The following is a 19,512-nucleotide window of genomic DNA, read 5'->3' as shown; positions in this document are numbered from 1 at the left end:
GGCTCTCTTTGGTGGAGAAAACAAGGAAGAAATATGCAAACATTAACTGCAGAATTTTTAGGTAAAGAAGTTACTTTAGTGGACAACAACGGCGTGGCTTATGTAGCAATGCGTGAGATTGTTGAGGGAATTGGGTTAGACTGGAAAGGTCAGCATAAAAAACTGATGGAACAGAGTGAGAAATTCAACTGTGGACATATCACCACGGTTGCCAAAGATGGCAAAAACCGTGAAATGTTATGTATTCCGATTAAAAAACTCAATGGGTGGTTATTTGGGCTTAACCCAAACAAAGTGCGTGCCGATTTAAAAGAACGCTTGGAAAATTACCAAGAGGAATGTTTCTTAGCGTTGTGGGATTACTGGACGGAAGGCATTGCTCGCCGAGATGAAGTCAAAAATAAAATGGCATTATGGGAGCAGAAGAAAGCCGAATATACGCAACGCGCCACTGAGCGTGGGAAGTTGCTGCAACAATGCAAGTCAGAGAAGCAAGCCCTTAATCGAGAGTTTTTGCAAATTAAACAGTTAGATCTTTTCGTGAACTTATAACCGCACAATCTTTTAGAAAGTGCGGTTTTTTATTGGAGAAAATATGGCAAAACTGATTGAAACAGGCATTCAAATTGAGCGATTAAACGAAATCGTGGCACGATTTGAAGATGGATTTAGACAAATCTATGGGCAGAATATCGACCTATCACCTAACTCACCTGATGGGCAAATGGTTGGCTTGCTTGCTCAGATGAAGATGGATATTGAGGAGCTTGCCGAGAATGTGTATCGACAGTTAGATCCTGATGTTGCGACAGGTACTTGGCTCGATCAGCGTGTTGCTTATGCAGGATTAATAAGACGAGCGGCAAGTTATAGCTATTTACGCTCAGTGATTTTGACAGGAGAGCCATTAACTCATCTTTATGCGGGGATTGTAGTGTCTGACCCACATAAAGTGCGGTGGGTATTAACGGCAGATGTGCAGCTAGATAGTAATGGCTCCGCCCGTGCGGACTTCCGCAGCGAAGAATTGGGTGCGTTTAACCTCATAAAAAACACAAATTTGACCATTGAGACCGTTACGCTTGGGCTTACCTCGGCAACCACATTCGAAAATGCAGAAATTGGTGAGGAAGAAGAAACCGACTTGCAATTACGAGAACGTTTTTTCATTAGTCGAACCAAAAATGCGCAAAACTCTGCCGATGCTATCCAGTCAAAAATAGCCGCATTGCCTGATGTTAGACAAGTTAAAGTGCTAGAAAATAACACTAAACAGCGTGATAAATATGGTGTAGAGCCTAACTCCTTGAATATTATTGTAGATGGTGGGGCAGATGAGCAAATCGCCCACGTTATTTATGAAAACAAAGGGGCAGGGGTCGGGTTGCAAGGTGCGACAGAAACAACTTTAACGGTAAATGGCGAGCGTAGAGCATTACGGTTTGACCGTGCAACGCCTGTTGATGTGCAAGTATCTATGCGTTGTGTTCGATATGAAGATTTTACTGAAGTGGATAAGGATGAAATCAAACGATTATTATCCATTCAACGCTTTGGCATCGGGCAAAATCTTTCGCTTTCTAGACTTTATTCACCAATTAATAAAGTGGGTGGTTTCTGGGTGAAAGAACTAAAAATCGGGCGTAAAGGGCAGTCTCTTACCACGGAAAATATTACCGCACAACCACGTGAATTAATCCGAATTTTAGCAACGGATATAACCATTGAGGTGGAATAATGGGCTATTCTGATTTGTTGATTTGGCAATACCGAAACAAGCCTAAAGCCGTCTCAACGATTAAGCTATTTGAAAGCATTATCGGGCAAGGCTTTATTGATTTATATCGATTGCAAGATGTGTTGAATATTGAAACAGCAACAGGGCATCAGCTTGATTTGGTCGGTAAACACGTCGGGCAATTTCGGGTTATTAATGGCTATCAATTACGCAAATTTTTCGGTTTCCGCAATTCGCCCAATGCACTTGGATTTAGCCAAAAAAGACTAGGCGGTGCGCAATGGTATCGTAAACGAGACCCGCTGTCTGATTCCGTCAGATTATCCGATGATGATTATCGCTTCCTGATTAAATGCAGAATCCTTAAAAACTACCAAATAGGCACGCTACCAAACTTAATTGAGGCGTGCCTATTTATTTTTGGCGAAGGTTGTCACATCGTGGATAACTACGATATGACCGTCTCTATCTCTGTACCAAGCACTATCACATCTGATTTTAAGAAATTCGCAATCAACCACTTAGATATACTGCCACGCCAAGCAGGTGTGCAATATCTTTTCAACCTAATATAGAGGTCATATATGGCATTAGTAAATAAGCCAGATGAAAGCATTTTTGCATCATCTGCAAAACAAGGTGAGGTCGATAATTTCCCTGACTTATTGCGTGGTTGGGGGGTTACGTTTGACCAAACACAGGGTATCCCTCCTATGGAGTGGTTTAACTTTTTGTTTAAACGACTTGACGAAAAACACACTTATTTGATGCAACGAGGGCTACCCGAATGGTCTGCTACACAAGACTATACTAAAGGCTCTTGCGTCCAGTTTGAAGGGCTAAGCTACCGAGCATTAAAAAATAGCAAAAATAACAGCCCGAATGAATCAGACTCGCAATATTGGGTACGTTGGGGGTTTGCGTTGAGTGAGATTGCTCAGGCGACATTAACTCAATATGGGATAACCAAACTCTACACTGGCTACGATAGCCAAAGTGAAGATTTAGCATTGACGCCTAAAACCGCCTATCAGCTAAAACAGCTTATTGACTCCAACACACGCTCGCTTGGCAATGTTATCCCAAACAGCAAAAAATCCTCTGCGGTAGATAGTAATAGCTCAGACACCGTTGCAACCAGTGCGGCGGTTAAAACGGCTTATGACCTTGCCAATAGCAAACAATCCCCAGCCACAACCTTAGCGGGCTATGGCATAGGTAACTTTAAAATTGAGCCTTTTGTTGGCAATGTAAATACGCTACAAACAGACGGCATTTATGCAGTTACACAAGCAAGTCGTTCGCAGAATCTCCCTGTAGCTGGCAATGGTTGTCACATCCAAGTTATTGCTGGAGGCGATGGCCGTTGGTGTCGTCAAATTGCCTATATTGCGTACAGCACAGATATGTACGAGCGACATCAGACAAATTATCAGACAGATAGTTGGTCGGCCTGGGGCAAACTCAATGATATAGAGCCAGTACGACAATTGGTTGCTCAAAAAGCTGATTTAGCTGATTTTAGCTACCAAAAAATCGGCGATATTGAGGTACGAAAATATCCCGATGGGACGATGATACAAACTTGTCGCAAGCGTATGTTAACTAACGATTACAGCAAAGTTAATTTTAATTGGGCAATTGCATTTGCGGATATGCCGATTTTGACTGCAACTGCTCAGTATTTAGACAGTGTTGGCGACCACGATACTATTATTACATTTGTGCAAGGCACTAGTAACAGCGCATGCCACTTAGTGTGCGGTGAGACGTACAATAATAGCGGCGAAATAGCATATGTTAATGTCGTCGCAATCGGGAGATGGAAAAGATGACCATGTATTTTAAAGACGGTTTTTTTGATGATTCTTATGGCGGTTTTGTACCCGAAAGTGCGGTGGAAATTAGCCAAGATAAATATATTGAGCTACTTAACGGACAAGCTCAAGGCAAACAAATCATCGCAGACAAAACAGGCAACCCTGTATTAATTGACCCACAACCTAGTGCGGCACACGAGTTAAATCTTGAAACGCTGACTTGGGAAATTTCAGGTGAAAAACAGACCGCACTATTTGCACAACAAAAAGAAGGCTTACTCAATAAGTTAGCGAACAAAGCCGACCAACTTAAAAATAGCTTACTGACAGGCTATCCACAAACGGAAATCGAAAGTTTTTATCGACAAGAAAAAGAAGCTCTCGCATGGCAAGCTGACCACAACACCCCAACACCGATGCTTTCACAAATTGCGCGTATGCGTGGTGTTCCACTGGATATACTAATTAGCAAAGTGATTGAAAAATCCGCTCAGTTTGCTGTGGCGATTGGCATCATTATTGGGCAACGTCAGGCATTTGAAGATCGCTTACTGGCTTTAAAAACCCCTGAAGAATTAACCGCACTTGAACGGGAGATTGAGCAATGGCAATTCCAAGCAAACTAAAACGCTATGGCTATCACATTATTATCGCCTTAGACCAGTTGTTTAACGCTATAACGGGCGGGGCAGCGGACGAGACACTTTCCAGCCGAACTTATCGAGGTGCGATATTAGCAGATAAACCGAAAAAACGCTGGCGTGTGTTGTATCGTGTGATTAACGCCCTCTTTTTTGATGTAAACCATTGTAAAGCATCCTATGAAAGCGAGGTGTCTGGCAAACAGCATGATGATCGGTTTAGTGAGGTGCATCATGCAAGAAATTAATTTTGATTGGATTCGCGGCGATGACGAAACAGAAACGTTAATTTTTACCGATGACGACAATGCACCTGTCGATTTTACAGATTGCCATTTTGATTGCGATATTGTGCCGGTAAGCAAAGGTGAGCGAATCCGTCTATCTAGCACAAATGGGAGCATCTCGGTAAAAAATAACGAAGTGACGCTTATCATCTCACACGATAAAACCGAGCAAGTCGATTGGATGCAAGCGAAGTGGGATTTGCAACAAACCAATGGGCAAGGGCTCGTCAAAACCCTGTGTGGGGGGAAGATAACTCTCCGTAAGGATATTACCTATGACGTGTCTCAACGCTAAACCCAAAAACAAAATCAAGGTGCAACTGCAATCCAAGCCCATTGTTTCCGTTGCACTCAAACCCAAAACCAAAATTAATATCACGGTGGCTAAAGGATTTAAGGTGATAAATACAGAAAATCCCATTGTCCCCACGCTACCTGATTTAATCCTCAACTACAAAATAGGACGACTATGACAACACAAACTATCCAGCAATTATTAACCGAGTTTGCTCAATACTTGGGGGAACAAGACAAAGCGATTTTGGCTCAAATTGATGCTAAGGTCACCCAGCTTAAAAACGACCTGTTAGGCGGGGAAGTGTCAGCCGATTTAGACACGTTTAGAGAGCTGGCAGAAGAGTTACGCAAACTCAAAGCAAGTGGGAGCAGTGCCCCCGAGGCATTAACCGCTAAATTCACGGAATTTAAATCAAGCCTAGATGAGGTGATTGAGCAAATTAACGCCCTAAAAGCAATGGACTTAAAGGCGGCTTATCAACGTGGGAAAAATAGCTAATGAGCCTTTTAGAACAATTACCCGAGGTCATCGAGCAAATCGGGCGAGACATGAAAGCCATAACAGTTGTGCTTGGTAGTGGTCGCCCAGATAAACCCGATACAACGGACGGAAAAATAACAGGAAATGAGCCGAACGGCACCATTTATGAGTCATCAAATGGCGGTAAAGTCGGAGCTTGGAAATGGCAAAAACGCGACGAAAAATGGATAGTCATCGATGGTGATACAGGTTTAGTTAGACCACAAACCAAGAACTTAAAACCAGGAGCGTACATAAAGCTTAGAAGGCAGGGTAATTTTGTAACTTGCCATATGGGTGGATTACAATGGGGATTATTTGGCTATCTAGGTAAAACTGAATCAGGATTTAAACCACGACAAGCAGGTCGAGTTGAGGTTATCAGTCAAGATGGTATTCCTCTTGGCTTTAGAGCTGATGACTCTTGTGGATTTAGCTTGTTTGATGATGACACCAATCGAGCGGTTGCAGGTGTCTATGTGGGAGGCGTGGGCGATGCTAATTTTATGCGCTTTACCCCATACCACGCAGATCCAAAAGTAAAAGGCAATGATGCAATACCTGACATTGGGCCAAAAAACTTAAGACCGCAAGCGATGATGTGGACAACATCCGATCCATGGCCAGATAGGGTTTAAGATAAACGGCGGGTAATTCCGCCGTTGTTTATTATTTATAATTTAACCTATCGTAAGTAGAGTATCGTTTGTATGCAACTGGAATTGAGTGACATTGTAACTAAACTTTGACGTAACTTTGACTTAAAATATAAAAAAGAGGGGCAAAATATGAAAATGGTAAATCAAAAAATGATGTGCAAGTCTTTGATTTAATTATTAATTAATGTATTTTTTACTGATGAATTATGGGATTCAAAATCCGCCGTTGAATAAACGTGTCGGTTCGAGTCCGACCCTAGGCACCACATACAAACTCTTGACCATTGGTCAGGGGTTTTTCTTTTATACATTTCAACCAGTAAAATCAATACTTTACGCTCATATTCATTATAAATCTCTCAGCAATTCCAATCTCAAATATTGCCATTTTTTAAGTATTTTTATATATTTTTATGCATCGATTACGCCAAAATTACGCCAACTAACCTTTAAATTTTGACGTACCCTAGCAAAAAAATAGGAGCAAAAAATGGCAACAATTCTCAAGCGTGGTGATAAATGGCGGGTAGAAATCTATAAAAACGGTGTGCGTAAATCTAAAACCTGCGCAACGAAAGCCGAGGCCACATTGTGGGGCGCAGAGGAAGAAAAGAAAATGGAATTGCAGTCGTAAGTAAGGCTCCACAATTATTTTAACCCTGCATAATTTTATTCGGGGTTTTTCTTTATAAAATCCATATCTCAAATAAAAAATAAGCCTAGTGTAATACTAGGCTCATAAATTATGTTCTTAGACTAAGCTTCAGTAGCAAGATTACCTAAATCTTTATCAACTAAGAATAAACCTTTACCATCTTCGCCAAGAAGATTCAATTTATCCAAGATACCACTGAATAATTTTTCTTCTTCATGTTGTTCTGCTACATACCATTGTAGGAAATTAAATGCAGAGTAGTCTTTTTCTTCAAAAGTTTTGCCTACTAATTCATTGATTTTACTGGTAATCAATTTCTCATGTTCATAGGTAATTTCAATCACTTCTTTTAATGATTTATATTCGTGTGATGGTGCTTCAATTGCAGAAATTAGAGCAACTGAGCCTGTCTCATTTAAATAAGTGAATAATTTACGCATGTGTTGCATTTCTTCAGCAGCATGAGCTGATAAAAATTTTGCAGCCCCTTCAAAACCTTTTTGCTCGCACCAAGCACTCATTTGTAGATATAAATTAGAAGAATAAAATTCCAAGTTCATTTGGTCGTTTAATAGTTTTACTACATTTGCTGATAACATTTTATTTCTCCTATCTATTATAAAGTTGCTAACTCACGATCAATAAAGAACAAGGCTTTACCGTCTTCGCCAACAAGGTTAAATCTATCAATGATTCCACTAAATAATTTTTCTTCTTCGTGCTGTTCTGCTACGTACCATTGCAAGAAGTTAAAAGTAGAGTAGTCTTTATTTTCAAAAGTAACTTCAACTAATTCATTGATTTTGGAAGTTACTAATTTTTCATGTTCTAAAGTTGTTTCAAATACTTCTCTTAATGAAGAATAATCGTGTTTAGGTGCATCGATTTTTCCTAGAAGCGGCATACCGCTAGTTTCACTTACATAATTGAACAATTTTTGCATATGTTCTAATTCTTCATCTGCATGACGAAGTAAAAATGCTGCTGCACCTTCATAACCATGAATTGAGCACCATGCACTCATTTGTAAATATACATTAGAAGAGTAGAACTCTAAATTTATTTGATCATTCAGCTTGTTTGTGATGATTTGGTTAAGCATAACTAATTCCTTTCCATTTGATTGATAAAGTGCAATAAAACTTGACTTGCAATTCTCATTTTAAGCTTACAAATGAGAATTGCAAGTTTTTTATTAAAATAAATCTCATATAACCAATTAATTTTAAAAAGAAAAATTAAAAAAAATTATTCTCATTTGAGTAACCTAGGTGCATAAAATAATTACAATGTCACAATTAAAACTAAAGATGTTAAATCTACTAGCAAATCTTCTATCAATTTATTCAGATTTCACCTAGCGCAATCCAAATCCAGAATTAAATATTATTGCTTTAACTTTTGAATAGAGAAGAAGCAGAGTATCCCTTTTTGACCACATCACAAAAGTTACTTTTGTACTTATTTAATTTAACATAATATACATTATGCGAAATTAGTTATCAGGTTAGCGGAAACTATGGATTAAATAAATCACACAGTTATGCACAAGTCACAAGTACTAGCAAAACAAGACAAAATAAGGCTAGATAACACGTTGTAACGCGTCATTTTATAGAGTTATTGAATGGATGAATTTAAATGCAAAGACAATGTAAAGGTAAAATAAACTAAATCTATGTGATTACGCTACGTAAAATCTGAATAATTTTGGGGATAATTCTTCCCAGAAAAAAACACAAAAAAGCACGTTTTTCTTAAAACGTGCTTTTGACAAAATGTGACAACGCATCGACTAGCCTAGTAATTTTATACCGTATTCATATACTTGTTGTAATAAGGATAGTTTTTCAGGATTATCTGAATGTTCCTCAGCTAAACGTTGTAAACTTGATTCAAAATCTACCGCACTTTTTTCAAGTTTATTCTGTCGATATTTTTGCCATTTAATTTGTTCAGCGCGTGTGAGGGTTTTATAAAAATGACGAGCGCGATAATGGAACAATAATTCAGGGATACGTTTATCTTCAAAAGCTAAACCATGTTCAGCTAATTTTTCTGCAGGTAAACTACGTAAAATAGACATATTATTTTTATCAGCATTACTGAAAAAGCCATTGTACAGCTCAGTTTCTACATTATCATTCGATTCAAATTGACGTTCTTCATTAAAAATATCCGCCACTTTTTCACGAATATCAAAAGATGCTCGTAATTTTGCAAGATTATCCAAACATAATTGTCGATCAATACCCAAACGATTTGCTGTTTCTGGCAACAAGGTTTTAGCTGGCGCTAAAATAGGACATTTATTGATATGCACAAACTTTAACGGAACAGATGAAACTCCTCTTTCTTCTAATTCCGATTTTTTTGTATATAAATCTGCCCGTAATTCGTCCGCACTTTTGGTTAATAAATTATCAATATCGCCAGTTAAATCACAAACAATGAGTGCATTTTGATTTATAGGATGCCAAGCTAAAGGTGCAACCCAAGTGCAATTTCCACGATAATTTCCTAGCATCCCAGAGACATGCACTAAAGGCGCCATTGCGCCTGTATCAACCAATTTTTCGATTTCTTTTTTACCTCGGTTTTCAAAGAAATATTGGAATAATTTAGGCTGTTTTTCTTTAATTAATTTCGCCATAGCAATAGTTGCATATACATCCGCCATAGCATCGTGAGCATTTTCATGCTCAATACCATTTGCTTTAGTGAGTTTTTCTAAACGAAAACTTGGCATTCCATCATCGTCATAAGCCCAATTAATCCCTTCTGGACGCAAGGCATAACAAGCTCGTACTAAATCTAACAAATCCCAGCGTGAATTCCCGTTTTTCCAGCTGTATTCATAAGGATCAATAAAATTACGATAAAACGTATAACGCGTCATTTCATCATCGTAGCGAATATTGTTATAACCCATGACACAAGTATTGGGTTGGGAAAATTCTGCTAAGATATTTGCGGCGAATTCAGGCTCTGAAAGCCCCTTTTCATTACATTCTTGTGGTGTAATTCCTGTGACCATTACAGCTTCAGGTGCCGGTAAATAATCGTTGGTTTGTTTACAATAAAACATTATTGGTTCGGCAATGATATTAAAATCAGCATCTGTACGAATACCCGCAAATTGCGCAGGGCGATCTGTTGCTGGATTTACACCAAAACTTTCATAATCGTAAATAAAAAAGCTGAAATTTTTTGCCATGACTACTCTCTTTTACGCGATGATTTTATCTAAATAATATAGGCAAAAAATAGCCGACAAACTGAAAATAATACCTAGCCAATTTAGCTTGCTAATTCTTTCTTTAAAAACTAATGCACCAGTTATCGTGCCTAAACAAATCACGCCAATGTTCATTCCCGCGAAAACAAGCGTTGGATTTCCAGCAAAACTTTGATGTGCTTTTATATAGAATAAAATATTAAAGAAATTCAATACACCTAAAACGATGCCGCCAATTACACTTGATGATGTCCATTGCGCACGTTTTAAGAATAAATAGATAAACATAACGCAAGCTGCAAGCGAGAAAGAAATAAACAATGTTGCAGGAAATGCACCGCCGCTTTTCGCCACTTGTTTGAATAAAATATCAATGATGCCGTAACCAAACCAGACGCCGATTAATCCTAAAACACCTTTAAAATTGACCGCACTTTGCACTTGAGTTGGCTTAGTTAATAAACAAAATAAACCAATAAAGGCTAATACAACGCCAATGATTTTAGATTGACTTAGTGTTTCATGAAAAATTAAAAACGCCGCTAAAATGGGAAGAAACAACGAAAGACGTTGTGCTGCATCTGAACGTACAATTCCAGCAAACTCCACCGCTTTTGACATAATAATAAATACACTAGGTAACAATAAACCTAGCGCTAAAAAAATGGGTGAGTTTTCGCTTTGTACAATGTAATCAGTAAATTCTAGGCCTTTAAAATCAGGTTTGAGTAAGAAATAACTGAAAGTGATGGCTGTGATGTAGTTGAATGCGATAGCTTGTTCAATAATGATATTTTTTTTACGGGCGATTTTAAGTAAAACTGAAACCGCTACACTGCAAAGAATGGCAAGAATAAGATTGTGCATTTAAATTCCTTATATAATTAAAGTGCGGTCAAAAATCTTAAAATTTTAACCGCACTTCCCTTCTATTTTTTTATTCTGTCGCACCGAATCCGCGTAAACCAACAACGTGTACGTGCTCTTGGTTGCCTGAGATTTTACGCACGAGTTTATAGGTTGTACCTTTTTCCGGGCTAATGTTTTCTGGCGCAGCGATAAGTAACTGCATATCCAAACGTTCGCAAAGCTCAAATAAGGTAGAAATAGATTTACCGTCTAAACGTGCTGCTTCATCTAAGAACAACAAGCGACAAGGCACAATATCTTTACCACGAATTCGACGGCTTTCTTCTTCCCAGCTTTGAACAACCATTAAGAGAATTGACATACCTGTACCGATAGCTTCACCCGTAGAAAGCGCGCCACTTTCGGCACGTAACCAACCATCAGCGCCACGGAATACTTCCACTTCAAGCTCAAGATAATTACGGTAATCTAACAATTCTTCACCAATTGTTTGCGCTGTGCGTTGCCCCATATCAATATGTGGATTGATGCGTTGATAGAGCTTCGCCATGGCTTCCGAGAAGGTGATACGGTTATCGTTGAATAAATCTTGATATTCATCTTGCTGACCAGAAAGCGCATCTAACAACATGGCATGGGTATCTCGAATATTCACTACCAAACGAACAGATTTCACCTGACCAAACGAGATGTTTTGCAAACCTTGGTTAAGCATACGAATACGATTTTGTTCGCGCTGAATCGTTTTACGCATAATATTCGCTACACTTTCAGAGCTGATTGCCAATTTTTTCTCACGGCCAGTTAATTCAGCCGTTAAACGAGAAAGCTCAATTTCCATTTGTTCAATCGCATCAATTGGATCATCCGTTTTAATAATATCTTGGCGAATACGTTCACGTAGATGCTGATACACCGCAATAAAGAACCGCACTTTATTTTCAGGTTTGCGACTATCTTCCGACACTCTTAGACTATCACGTAGATATTCATTATCCGCCATCGCTGTACGCAATGCACCTAATGCTTTATCCGACATTGAACGTAACTCATCTGCAGATAAATAAGCGAGTTCTCGGCGATTGAGGCGTTTTTCCATATCAGAATTACGTGATAGGCGTAAAACTACACACCAACTCACTTTAGCCGCCACAACTAATTCACGTTGAGTCTTATAATCGCGTTCAGTTTTGCGGATAAGACGATTTAAATTATCAGCTTCACTTTCAATTAATGTCAGTTGTTTTTCTACATAAGACCGACGCTGACGGCTCGTTGAAAGTTGTTGATGTAATTCATCACGACGGATACGTGCACGTTCTTCGGCGCCATCATCAGCTCTCACGCCAAGATCGCTAATTTCACCAATTAACTCATTTAAGAGTTGATATTTACTATCGTAAGAGCTTTGTAACTGAATCAATACGCGATTATATTCAGCAAATTGACTTTGTTTTTGACGAACTTGCTCACGTTGCGTATCTCGCTGTGCCTGCATTTGTTCTAAACGTTGGCGAAGTTTTTCGTTTAGTTCAGAAGTTTCAGCCTGCCCAGCATCTTCATAACCAAAATGCTGTTTACGTTGTACAACATCAGCTAACGCAAATACGCGTTGTTGAACTTGTTTTTGACGCTCAATCGCTTGAGTTAATTCATTTTTTAAGCCTTCGTAATTTTCTGGATCACTTTGTAAACTATTGGCTATCGGCTCTAATTGTGACAACGTTACGCCATACTGACGAATAAAATATTCATCTTGCTCTGCAATATCTAATTGCTCACGACATTCTTCAATACGATCAATTAAATCTTCATCAACCAATACATTGAGTTGTGGAATTAACTTGTTGAGTAACTGTAGTTTTTCTTTTGCATTATCTAACTGAATGCGTAATTGTTGTTCTCCGCTATTAAATTGGTTTAATTCACGATCAATTTCATTGCGTTCGCGATTAATTTCAGACATTAACTCTTCTGGATTTGGCTGGAACGCAAGCGCCAAATGCAACCCAACAAATTGGCTGAAATGTTCGTGTAAACGTTGGCATTTTTGTACATCAAACGCAATTTGGGCATGTTGTTCGGCCACTTCATCACGTTCACTTTGTAATTCTTCTAAACGTTTTTCACGTGCTGCACGCCCAAATAATGGGATTTCAGGGAATCTTGAATAGCGTAATTCACGATCTGAAACTTGCACGACAACACCTAACTCAAGTTCTTGGGCGGATAATACGCTGTCGTCAAATGCGGTAGGATCGCCTTCAATTAAATACAAATCATCAGGGCAATCTTCTAATTGTGCAAGTTGTTCACGCACAGCATTGAGATCACGCACAACAATAGCATGACGTGCAGGCCCGTAAAGTGCGGAGAAATAAGGTGCATCTTCAATAGTTACATCATCGTAAAGCTCTGAAAGCAGCACACCACCAAAACGTTCTGCCAGCATATTTAAACGAGGATCTTCTGAACCATCTGGCTGACTTAAACGAGAAATTTGTTCATCTAAATGCAAACGTTTTTGTTCAAGTTGATCACGTTGCATCGTGAGTTCACGTTCTTTCACCAGTTGTGATTGCATAAAGTTCATCACATCTTGGCTATGTTCAAACGTCTCGCCACTTTGTTGCTCTAAACGTTCTAATGCAGCTTGAGCTGTCAGCCATGCAGGGGCTTTACGCGCATTTTCATCATAAAGTGCGGTTAAATTTTCACGTTTTTGACGAAGCGTAGAACGGTTTTCCACTTGTTCTGAAAGTTCAGCAGAAATATCTTCAATTAACGCTTCTTGCTCGGCGTGATAATCCTCTAATTCTTCTGCTGTTTGTAAACTTAAATTAGCACGTTGATTAAAATCATTAAGTAATTTGACCGCACTTTGTTGTTGTGCATAACGTTGCTCAAGTTCATGTAATTTTGTGCGAAGTTGTGGCGTTTGTTGTGCCTGCAATTTTTGGCTTGGATATTCACGTAATAATTCTTTGGCACTTTCCCACGCCGCAGAACGAGGCATTTCACCCGCAATTTTGCAAACTAACTGGTACGCTTTATCGAACTGAGATTTCGCTGCTTCAGAAATAGACATTTTGTGCTCGAGTTCAAGCACGGTTTCCGTCAAACTTTCTGCATGGGCTTCAAATTCTGCGTGATAATCTTCTACATTTTTAACACTTAAATCCGCTAAACCGCATAATGTTTTCGCTTTTTCAAGGGCTGCAATGGCTTGTTGATATTGAAGTGCGCGAGTTTGTTGGGCATCTAATGCTTGTTGATAATCTGCTAATTGGGCTCGAACAGCGTCAATTTCAATTTCAGTTTGCTCAAATTGAGCTTGGCTTTCTTCTAACGCATCATTCGCATCTTCAACCACCATTTTTTGTTCTTCTAAACGCTCGGTGAGTTCTGTAATATCTTCTTGATAACGCGTAATTTTTTCTTGGTGACGCAAAGCGTTTAACACTAAGTTAAGATGATCAACCGCACTTTGGTGATCAACTTCTAAAGTACGTTCATTTTCTGCCAATTCAGCCGCTTCTCGACTTAAATCAACTAAACGATGTTGAGATAAATTCTGCTCTGCTTTTGCTTTATACCACTCGCGACGAGATTCTAATGCAGCCTCAATATTGCCACGGCGTTCATTCGCATTACGCATATAATCCGAAGCAACATAGTTGGTGGTTTCAGTAATTAAATGTTTGAATAAATCGCGATCTGATTGCGTGACCTTAATCGCTTCTAAAGTCATACGGTTCTCACGCAATGCACTTTCCATATCTTGGAAAGCTTTGCGCACACCTAAATTTTCTGGCAATAAATAGTCACGTAAAGAACGTGTGATTGCGCTGGAAATACCACCGTATAAAGATGCTTCGATAAGTTTATAGAATTTGCTTCGGTCTGATGCTGAACGTAAACGTTTTGGAATAATACCTAAATCGAACATCATGCCGTGATAATCGGTGATGGAATGATATTGTTTAAATTGCGCACCGATATTTTCAATTTTATCTTTGAGTTCGTTTAAATTAAGGACGCGTGCTTGACGTTCGCCCACTGTTTCAGTGAAAAGTGCGGTTGGATTTTGAGATAATTCGACACCTTGAATTGAGAAAGTTTTTAAATCAACCTTTTTATCACGACCCGCAATTTGTTGCAGACGCACACCAACAAGAATACGTTGATGGCGAGAATTAATGGTATCTAATACCGCGTAACAAACACCTGGACGCAATTTACCATGTAAACCTTTATCGCGAGAACCGCCTGTAGAGCCAGCCTCTGTTGTATTACGGAAATGTAAAAGAGTTAAATCGGGAATTAATGCTGTCACAAATCCAGCCATTGTGGTTGATTTCCCTGCACCGTTCCCCCCAGAAAGTGTGGTAACTAATTCGTCTAAATCGAAAGTACGCGCAAAAAAACCATTCCAGTTAATTAAGGTTAAAGAACGGAATTTACCACGCTCTACACCATTATTGGCCGTCATGCTAAAAGGCATAGGTGCTTCAACGATTTCTTCGACGTTTTCATTTTCCATAATGACTTCATCGCTCTCTAATTCGATTTCATTTTCTAATTCAAAAACATCAGACATTATTCTTGTTCTCCGTCAAATTCTTCGTCAATTTCATCCGCACTTTCTGCATCGTTTTCTACTAATTGCGCTTGTTTTTCCAACGCTAAGGATTCTGGTGTTGCCGCTTCCCCATCACGAATGAGTCGAGCTTGTGCCTCTAATGGATCATCTCCGCTACGCACTTCCGCACCAAAACGAAATACAGATTCAGAAATCGTAAATTTCCCACTATTTTGTTCGCCAACAGTTTGAATCATACCTAAACGACGTAAACGACCAATTGCAGCCCGCACTTTTTCTGCCAATTTTTGTTTATCTAAGTCAGAACCACTTGAACGCTGATTAACTGCTTTTAATAATTTTCCTTCATCGGCAAGATTTAATAGTTCATCATACACTTCTTGCGTGCTAAAAATGCCTTGTTGAGCTAAACGTTCTGGGCTTAAATAAAGATAACAAAGCACTTTACCAACAAGCATTTCCAACTCAGAAAGCACAGAACGCGCAATTAATGTCGTTGCTTTCGGGCGAAGATAGAAAAATCCTTCTGGAGCACGAATTAGTTCCACGTTATAGCGGCGATAAAATCCGTCTAATTCATTTTGGAAATCCATTAAAAATGCGTGATTATCTAAGTGCTCCGTGCTGATATGGCGACCGGAACGTAACAGGCTATCCACCGCTGGAAATATTGGATTTGCAATCGCCACAGCGAGTTTTGGGGAAATTACATCTTGAAGGTTGTCTGTCATAGGTTATTTCTCTATTAAAACTTTATTCAGTTACTTTCTTCGTTAATCATTATTGCCAAATCTCCCCTAGCCCCTCTTTGCTAAAGAGGGTTTGGGCATATTTAACAGAAGTAATTCCGTCGAAATTAGCTTTTAAATTATCTTAAAATCAATACTTATCAATCACATGCGCTTGCACTTCTGCGCCACGTTTATTAATTGCTTGCCAATCTGGGTAAATACCCGATAAATCATCATTTGCCATACCAAGACGTACGGCTTGATCAACAATGATTCGAGCCACATCAAAATGACGAGAAAGTGGATAATTTTTCAGTTGTTCTTTTAACACTAAACTCAAATCAATCGGACGGTTATTTTCACGATAATCAATCAGTAAGCCTTGCATATGCTCTACAATTTGATCGTGTAAATCAGAAAGGGATTCGTATTGCAATTCTTCTGGTAATTCACCTAAAGCATCATCTTCACGCAACACCATTTCTTCATCGCGCAGATCGACTAAACGCTCAGCTTGCGCAGTCCATAAGAACCAAGGATGATCAAAATAATGATGAATAGAATTACGTAAACGTTGTGAAAACACGCGATTTTTATCCATATCAATGGCTGTACGAATAAATTTATGCACATGGCGGTCATAACCAATCCATAAATCAATGGCTTGTTGTCCCCAGCTAATAATTCGGTCAAGTTTAGATTGTAAATCGGTAATTAATTGATCGATAAAATACAAATCATCTCGTCCAATCACACAATCTTGAATACGCAGTAATTGCGCCTGAAGTTTATCCCCTGCCGCATTTAGCGTATCTTGCAATTCGCGCAAATTCCCAGATGTTTCATCTAATAAACGTTCACAGCTTGAAATCGCAGCTTGCCAATCTTTAGTGAGAAGCTCTGCAATTTCATCTTTAATGCTTTGCTGGTTTTCATCCATAATGCGTTGTGAAAGATCGATACTATCAAAAATCTCCGCAACGGAATATTTTAATGGTGCAAACACATTACGACGCCAAAAATGTTCGCTTTCGTTATTCTCCACGCCCTCTTCTGCTGAATCAGAAGCTCGTTGAATTTCATCTGCCACAATGGAAAGTTGTACAGAAAGACGCAATGCGGAAAATTCACGCTGACGAATGTAATAATCAGACACGCCAACACCTAATGGCGTTAAACGATAAATCGCCAAGCCCTCAGTAAATTCGCTACTAAAACGATTTAACAAACGTTGTTTCACTAATTCATTAATTGCATTATTCGCTCGTGTTGCAATGGCATCGGTGGATTGCTCAAAAGCATTCATCGTGTGGCGGAAAATATCCACAAGATCGGCTTCTAACATTTCGCCGTCTAAACGTTCGTTGTTATAAATTGCAATCGCTAGCAGGAAAACCAAGCGCTCAGTAGGTAAATTCAAAGAAAACTCGCGATCTTTTGCCCAAGAGACGAGTTCAGGAATAGTTTGGGATGTTTCAATCATTGAATTGCAATGCGTTAAAATTGAACAAAAAATTGGAAAGATTATACAGGATTTTTTGCAGATCTTAAAAATCTTCTTTTGAATTGACCGCACTTTTCCTATTTTTCACGTATAATGTGCCCCTTTCATGAATAACTAAAGATAACAGAATGAGCGAATTAACCCAGTTAGCCCAACAAGAAAAGAAACAAACCTATAATTTCAATAAATTACAAAAACGTCTTCGCCGTAATGTAGGCAACGCCATTGCAGATTTTGGAATGATCGAAGATGGCGATAAAGTCATGGTGTGTTTATCTGGAGGCAAAGACAGTTACACGCTTCTCGATATTTTGTTGAATTTACAGCAAAGCGCGCCGATTAAATTTGATATTGTGGCAGTGAATCTCGATCAAAAACAACCGGGTTTCCCAGAGCACGTATTGCCTGAATATTTGGAAAGTATTGGCGTAGATTACAAAATTGTACAAGAAAATACTTACGGAATTGTGAAAGAAAAAATTCCAGAAGGAAAAACCACTTGTTCACTCTGCTCTCGCCTACGCCGTGGTATTTTATATCGTACCGCCACAGAACTGGGTGCAACCAAAATCGCTTTAGGACATCACCGAGACGATATGTTAGCGACACTATTTTTAAATATGTTTTATGGCGGCAAAATGAAATCCATGCCACCTAAATTAATTTCTGATGATGGCAAACAAATTGTGATTCGTCCGCTTGCTTACTGCAAAGAAAAAGATATTGAAAAATATGCCATCGCGAAAGAATTTCCGATTATTCCTTGTAATCTATGTGGCTCACAACCAAATCTTCAACGCCAAGTGGTGAAAGAAATGCTTAATACTTGGGATCGCCAATATCCTGGACGTTTAGAAACTATGTTCAGCGCAATGCAAAACATTACATTGTCACATATGTGTGATCCGAAATTATTTGATTTCAAAGGAATCAAACATGGCCAACTAATTGATGGCATTGAAGGCGATACCGCATTTGATGAAGAACGAATCACGCCAATGCAATTTGAGGACGAAGATCAAACCGATTTTTCAAACAACGAAATGATTAACTTTAAAGAAGTGAATTAATATGTTGAATATCAATGGAATTGAAGTTGAAACTGACAAAGACGGTTACTTACTCCATAGCCAACAATGGAACGAAGATGTCTCTCGCGCTATTGCACAGTTAGAAAATATTGAATTAACTGATGCACATTGGGAAGTGATTTATTTTGTGAGAGACTTTTATCAAGAATATAACACATCCCCAGCCATCCGCATGTTGGTAAAAGCCATGGCGGAAAAGCTTGGTTCGGATAAAGGTAATAGTCGTTATTTGCAACGCTTATTTCCTGAAGGCCCAGCAAAACAAGCCACAAAATTAGCTGGCTTGCCGAAACCTGCAAAATGCCTATAAAAGTGCGGTCAGTTTTTTGAAAATTTTAAACTCTGGGTTTATTAACGACTTGTTTTTTTTTGAAAAAATAGATAAAATGCACACTCTTTTAAACCCTAACTAACAAGGAAATGTTATGAAAATTAGTGCAAGAAACCAATTAAAAGGTAAAGTTGTTTCAATCGAAAACGGTTCAGTAAATGCGATCGTTCACATCGATATCGGTGGCGGTAACGTGCTTTCTTCTACTGTGTCTTTAGCAGCAGTTAAAGAATTGAACTTAGAAGTTGGTAAAGAAGCATACGCAATCATCAAAGCAACTTCTGTAATGGTTGGGGTAGAATAATTTCTTCCATAAAAACAGAATTGAATATAACCGCACTTTTAAAGTGCGGTTTTTTTATGCTTTCTCTTTTGCTTATACCTATTTTGAAGTACACCTTGCATTTAATAACATATGAAAATATAATGATAATAGTTATTATTTATGTTTTATTTAGTAAGGGAGTATACTATGCATCAAAAGAAACCATTAATGTTATTATTCTGCTCAACATTTGTCAGTCCAT

The 19,512-nt window shown here is 38.7% G+C and carries 20 protein-coding genes; 13 read left to right on the top strand and 7 right to left on the bottom strand.

Annotation, left to right across the window (positions count from 1 at the left end):
* Nucleotides 1-33 precede the first annotated feature (33 nt).
* The 10 genes from DV434_RS06500 (at nucleotide 34) to DV434_RS10810 (ending at nucleotide 6,596) form a co-directional block, all read left to right on the top strand.
* Nucleotides 34-552, top strand: a complete 519-nt coding sequence (locus tag DV434_RS06500; protein WP_118785695.1) for a phage antirepressor N-terminal domain-containing protein — start codon at nucleotides 34-36, stop codon at nucleotides 550-552.
* A gap of 43 nt (nucleotides 553-595) precedes the next feature.
* A complete protein-coding gene (locus DV434_RS06495; protein ID WP_118785694.1) occupies nucleotides 596-1,738 on the top strand; it encodes a baseplate J/gp47 family protein in 1,143 nt (380 codons plus the stop codon).
* Complete coding sequence (locus DV434_RS06490) at nucleotides 1,738-2,313, top strand: DUF2612 domain-containing protein (protein WP_118785693.1); 576 nt, start codon at nucleotides 1,738-1,740, stop codon at nucleotides 2,311-2,313. The genes DV434_RS06495 and DV434_RS06490 overlap by 1 nt, the downstream gene beginning before the upstream one ends.
* Before the next feature lie 9 nt (nucleotides 2,314-2,322).
* Nucleotides 2,323-3,573 carry a tail fiber protein gene (locus DV434_RS06485; protein ID WP_239992775.1) on the top strand — a complete coding sequence of 417 codons (1,251 nt, stop codon included), beginning with the start codon at nucleotides 2,323-2,325 and terminating at the stop codon, nucleotides 3,571-3,573.
* Entirely contained in the window at nucleotides 3,570-4,184 is a 615-nt protein-coding gene (locus tag DV434_RS06480) for a hypothetical protein (protein WP_118785692.1), read from the top strand. Before DV434_RS06485 ends, DV434_RS06480 begins: the two co-directional genes overlap by 4 nt.
* Nucleotides 4,163-4,447, top strand: a complete 285-nt coding sequence (locus DV434_RS06475; RefSeq protein ID WP_118785691.1) for a DNA helicase UvrD — start codon at nucleotides 4,163-4,165, stop codon at nucleotides 4,445-4,447. Before DV434_RS06480 ends, DV434_RS06475 begins: the two co-directional genes overlap by 22 nt.
* Nucleotides 4,380-4,781: a hypothetical protein gene (locus DV434_RS06470; protein ID WP_239994345.1), complete on the top strand. Its 402-nt coding sequence runs from the start codon at nucleotides 4,380-4,382 to the stop codon at nucleotides 4,779-4,781. The genes DV434_RS06475 and DV434_RS06470 overlap by 68 nt, the downstream gene beginning before the upstream one ends.
* A 174-nt stretch (nucleotides 4,782-4,955) precedes the next feature.
* Nucleotides 4,956-5,282, top strand: a complete 327-nt coding sequence (locus DV434_RS06460; RefSeq protein ID WP_118785688.1) for a hypothetical protein — start codon at nucleotides 4,956-4,958, stop codon at nucleotides 5,280-5,282.
* Entirely contained in the window at nucleotides 5,282-5,941 is a 660-nt protein-coding gene (locus tag DV434_RS06455) for a hypothetical protein (protein WP_118785687.1), read from the top strand. The genes DV434_RS06460 and DV434_RS06455 overlap by 1 nt, the downstream gene beginning before the upstream one ends.
* A 511-nt stretch (nucleotides 5,942-6,452) precedes the next feature.
* Nucleotides 6,453-6,596 (top strand): hypothetical protein, encoded by a 144-nt coding sequence (locus DV434_RS10810; protein ID WP_192881502.1) that lies wholly within the window; start codon nucleotides 6,453-6,455, stop codon nucleotides 6,594-6,596.
* Nucleotides 6,597-6,718: 122 nt separating this feature from the next.
* On the opposite strand, the gene ftnA (DV434_RS06450) is transcribed toward DV434_RS10810, so the two are convergent.
* The 7 genes from ftnA (DV434_RS06450) to mukF all read right to left on the bottom strand — a co-directional run bounded on the left by ftnA (DV434_RS06450) (nucleotide 6,719) and on the right by mukF (nucleotide 17,542).
* Nucleotides 6,719-7,216 carry a non-heme ferritin gene (gene ftnA, locus DV434_RS06450; RefSeq protein ID WP_005637808.1) on the bottom strand — a complete coding sequence of 166 codons (498 nt, stop codon included), beginning with the start codon at nucleotides 7,214-7,216 and terminating at the stop codon, nucleotides 6,719-6,721.
* A 17-nt stretch (nucleotides 7,217-7,233) separates the two neighbouring features.
* Entirely contained in the window at nucleotides 7,234-7,719 is a 486-nt protein-coding gene (gene ftnA / locus DV434_RS06445) for a non-heme ferritin (RefSeq protein WP_005634630.1), read from the bottom strand.
* Between the two features lie 693 nt (nucleotides 7,720-8,412).
* Nucleotides 8,413-9,834: an exodeoxyribonuclease I gene (gene sbcB / locus DV434_RS06440; RefSeq protein ID WP_118785686.1), complete on the bottom strand. Its 1,422-nt coding sequence runs from the start codon at nucleotides 9,832-9,834 to the stop codon at nucleotides 8,413-8,415.
* A 12-nt stretch (nucleotides 9,835-9,846) separates the two neighbouring features.
* On the bottom strand, nucleotides 9,847-10,722 hold the full coding sequence (locus DV434_RS06435) for an EamA/RhaT family transporter (protein WP_118785685.1): 876 nt from the start codon (nucleotides 10,720-10,722) through the stop codon (nucleotides 9,847-9,849).
* A 70-nt stretch (nucleotides 10,723-10,792) separates the two neighbouring features.
* On the bottom strand, nucleotides 10,793-15,325 hold the full coding sequence (gene mukB / locus DV434_RS06430; RefSeq protein ID WP_118785684.1) for a chromosome partition protein MukB: 4,533 nt from the start codon (nucleotides 15,323-15,325) through the stop codon (nucleotides 10,793-10,795).
* Nucleotides 15,325-16,059 (bottom strand): chromosome partition protein MukE, encoded by a 735-nt coding sequence (gene mukE / locus DV434_RS06425; RefSeq protein ID WP_048953190.1) that lies wholly within the window; start codon nucleotides 16,057-16,059, stop codon nucleotides 15,325-15,327. The genes mukB and mukE overlap by 1 nt, the downstream gene beginning before the upstream one ends.
* A gap of 148 nt (nucleotides 16,060-16,207) precedes the next feature.
* Entirely contained in the window at nucleotides 16,208-17,542 is a 1,335-nt protein-coding gene (gene mukF / locus DV434_RS06420) for a chromosome partition protein MukF (protein ID WP_118785683.1), read from the bottom strand.
* A gap of 149 nt (nucleotides 17,543-17,691) precedes the next feature.
* On the opposite strand from mukF, the gene ttcA reads away from it, so the two are divergent.
* The 3 genes from ttcA to DV434_RS06405 all read left to right on the top strand — a co-directional run bounded on the left by ttcA (nucleotide 17,692) and on the right by DV434_RS06405 (nucleotide 19,289).
* Nucleotides 17,692-18,633: a tRNA 2-thiocytidine(32) synthetase TtcA gene (gene ttcA, locus DV434_RS06415; RefSeq protein WP_005634611.1), complete on the top strand. Its 942-nt coding sequence runs from the start codon at nucleotides 17,692-17,694 to the stop codon at nucleotides 18,631-18,633.
* A gap of 1 nt (nucleotide 18,634) precedes the next feature.
* Entirely contained in the window at nucleotides 18,635-18,964 is a 330-nt protein-coding gene (locus DV434_RS06410) for a TusE/DsrC/DsvC family sulfur relay protein (RefSeq protein WP_118785682.1), read from the top strand.
* Between the two features lie 115 nt (nucleotides 18,965-19,079).
* Nucleotides 19,080-19,289, top strand: coding sequence for a TOBE domain-containing protein (locus DV434_RS06405; protein WP_005631673.1), 210 nt, complete (start codon nucleotides 19,080-19,082; stop codon nucleotides 19,287-19,289).
* The last annotated feature ends 223 nt before the right edge of the window (nucleotides 19,290-19,512 follow it).

Origin of the sequence: Haemophilus haemolyticus, from assembly GCF_003493685.1 — a bacterium.
In the GTDB taxonomy this organism is placed as follows: Bacteria; Pseudomonadota; Gammaproteobacteria; order Enterobacterales; family Pasteurellaceae; genus Haemophilus; species Haemophilus haemolyticus_O.
This window is presented reverse-complemented; position numbering and strand designations above follow the sequence as displayed.

What these genes read in the sequence shown, in the direction of transcription:
- DV434_RS06475 (WP_118785691.1), top strand. Translation starts at nt 4,163, where the DNA reads ATGGCAATTCCAAGCAAACTAAAACGCTATGGCTATCACATTATTATC.
- DV434_RS06455 (WP_118785687.1), top strand. Translation starts at nt 5,282, where the DNA reads ATGAGCCTTTTAGAACAATTACCCGAGGTCATCGAGCAAATCGGGCGA.
- DV434_RS10810 (WP_192881502.1), top strand. Translation starts at nt 6,453, where the DNA reads ATGGCAACAATTCTCAAGCGTGGTGATAAATGGCGGGTAGAAATCTAT.
- ftnA (WP_005637808.1), bottom strand. Translation starts at nt 7,216, where the DNA reads ATGTTATCAGCAAATGTAGTAAAACTATTAAACGACCAAATGAACTTG.
- DV434_RS06495 (WP_118785694.1), top strand. Translation starts at nt 596, where the DNA reads ATGGCAAAACTGATTGAAACAGGCATTCAAATTGAGCGATTAAACGAA.
- DV434_RS06500 (WP_118785695.1), top strand. Translation starts at nt 34, where the DNA reads ATGCAAACATTAACTGCAGAATTTTTAGGTAAAGAAGTTACTTTAGTG.
- sbcB (WP_118785686.1), bottom strand. Translation starts at nt 9,834, where the DNA reads ATGGCAAAAAATTTCAGCTTTTTTATTTACGATTATGAAAGTTTTGGT.
- mukE (WP_048953190.1), bottom strand. Translation starts at nt 16,059, where the DNA reads ATGACAGACAACCTTCAAGATGTAATTTCCCCAAAACTCGCTGTGGCG.
- mukF (WP_118785683.1), bottom strand. Translation starts at nt 17,542, where the DNA reads ATGATTGAAACATCCCAAACTATTCCTGAACTCGTCTCTTGGGCAAAA.
- DV434_RS06435 (WP_118785685.1), bottom strand. Translation starts at nt 10,722, where the DNA reads ATGCACAATCTTATTCTTGCCATTCTTTGCAGTGTAGCGGTTTCAGTT.
- DV434_RS06490 (WP_118785693.1), top strand. Translation starts at nt 1,738, where the DNA reads ATGGGCTATTCTGATTTGTTGATTTGGCAATACCGAAACAAGCCTAAA.
- DV434_RS06410 (WP_118785682.1), top strand. Translation starts at nt 18,635, where the DNA reads ATGTTGAATATCAATGGAATTGAAGTTGAAACTGACAAAGACGGTTAC.
- DV434_RS06405 (WP_005631673.1), top strand. Translation starts at nt 19,080, where the DNA reads ATGAAAATTAGTGCAAGAAACCAATTAAAAGGTAAAGTTGTTTCAATC.
- DV434_RS06470 (WP_239994345.1), top strand. Translation starts at nt 4,380, where the DNA reads ATGAAAGCGAGGTGTCTGGCAAACAGCATGATGATCGGTTTAGTGAGG.
- mukB (WP_118785684.1), bottom strand. Translation starts at nt 15,325, where the DNA reads ATGTCTGATGTTTTTGAATTAGAAAATGAAATCGAATTAGAGAGCGAT.
- DV434_RS06460 (WP_118785688.1), top strand. Translation starts at nt 4,956, where the DNA reads ATGACAACACAAACTATCCAGCAATTATTAACCGAGTTTGCTCAATAC.
- ttcA (WP_005634611.1), top strand. Translation starts at nt 17,692, where the DNA reads ATGAGCGAATTAACCCAGTTAGCCCAACAAGAAAAGAAACAAACCTAT.
- ftnA (WP_005634630.1), bottom strand. Translation starts at nt 7,719, where the DNA reads ATGCTTAACCAAATCATCACAAACAAGCTGAATGATCAAATAAATTTA.
- DV434_RS06480 (WP_118785692.1), top strand. Translation starts at nt 3,570, where the DNA reads ATGACCATGTATTTTAAAGACGGTTTTTTTGATGATTCTTATGGCGGT.
- DV434_RS06485 (WP_239992775.1), top strand. Translation starts at nt 2,323, where the DNA reads ATGGCATTAGTAAATAAGCCAGATGAAAGCATTTTTGCATCATCTGCA.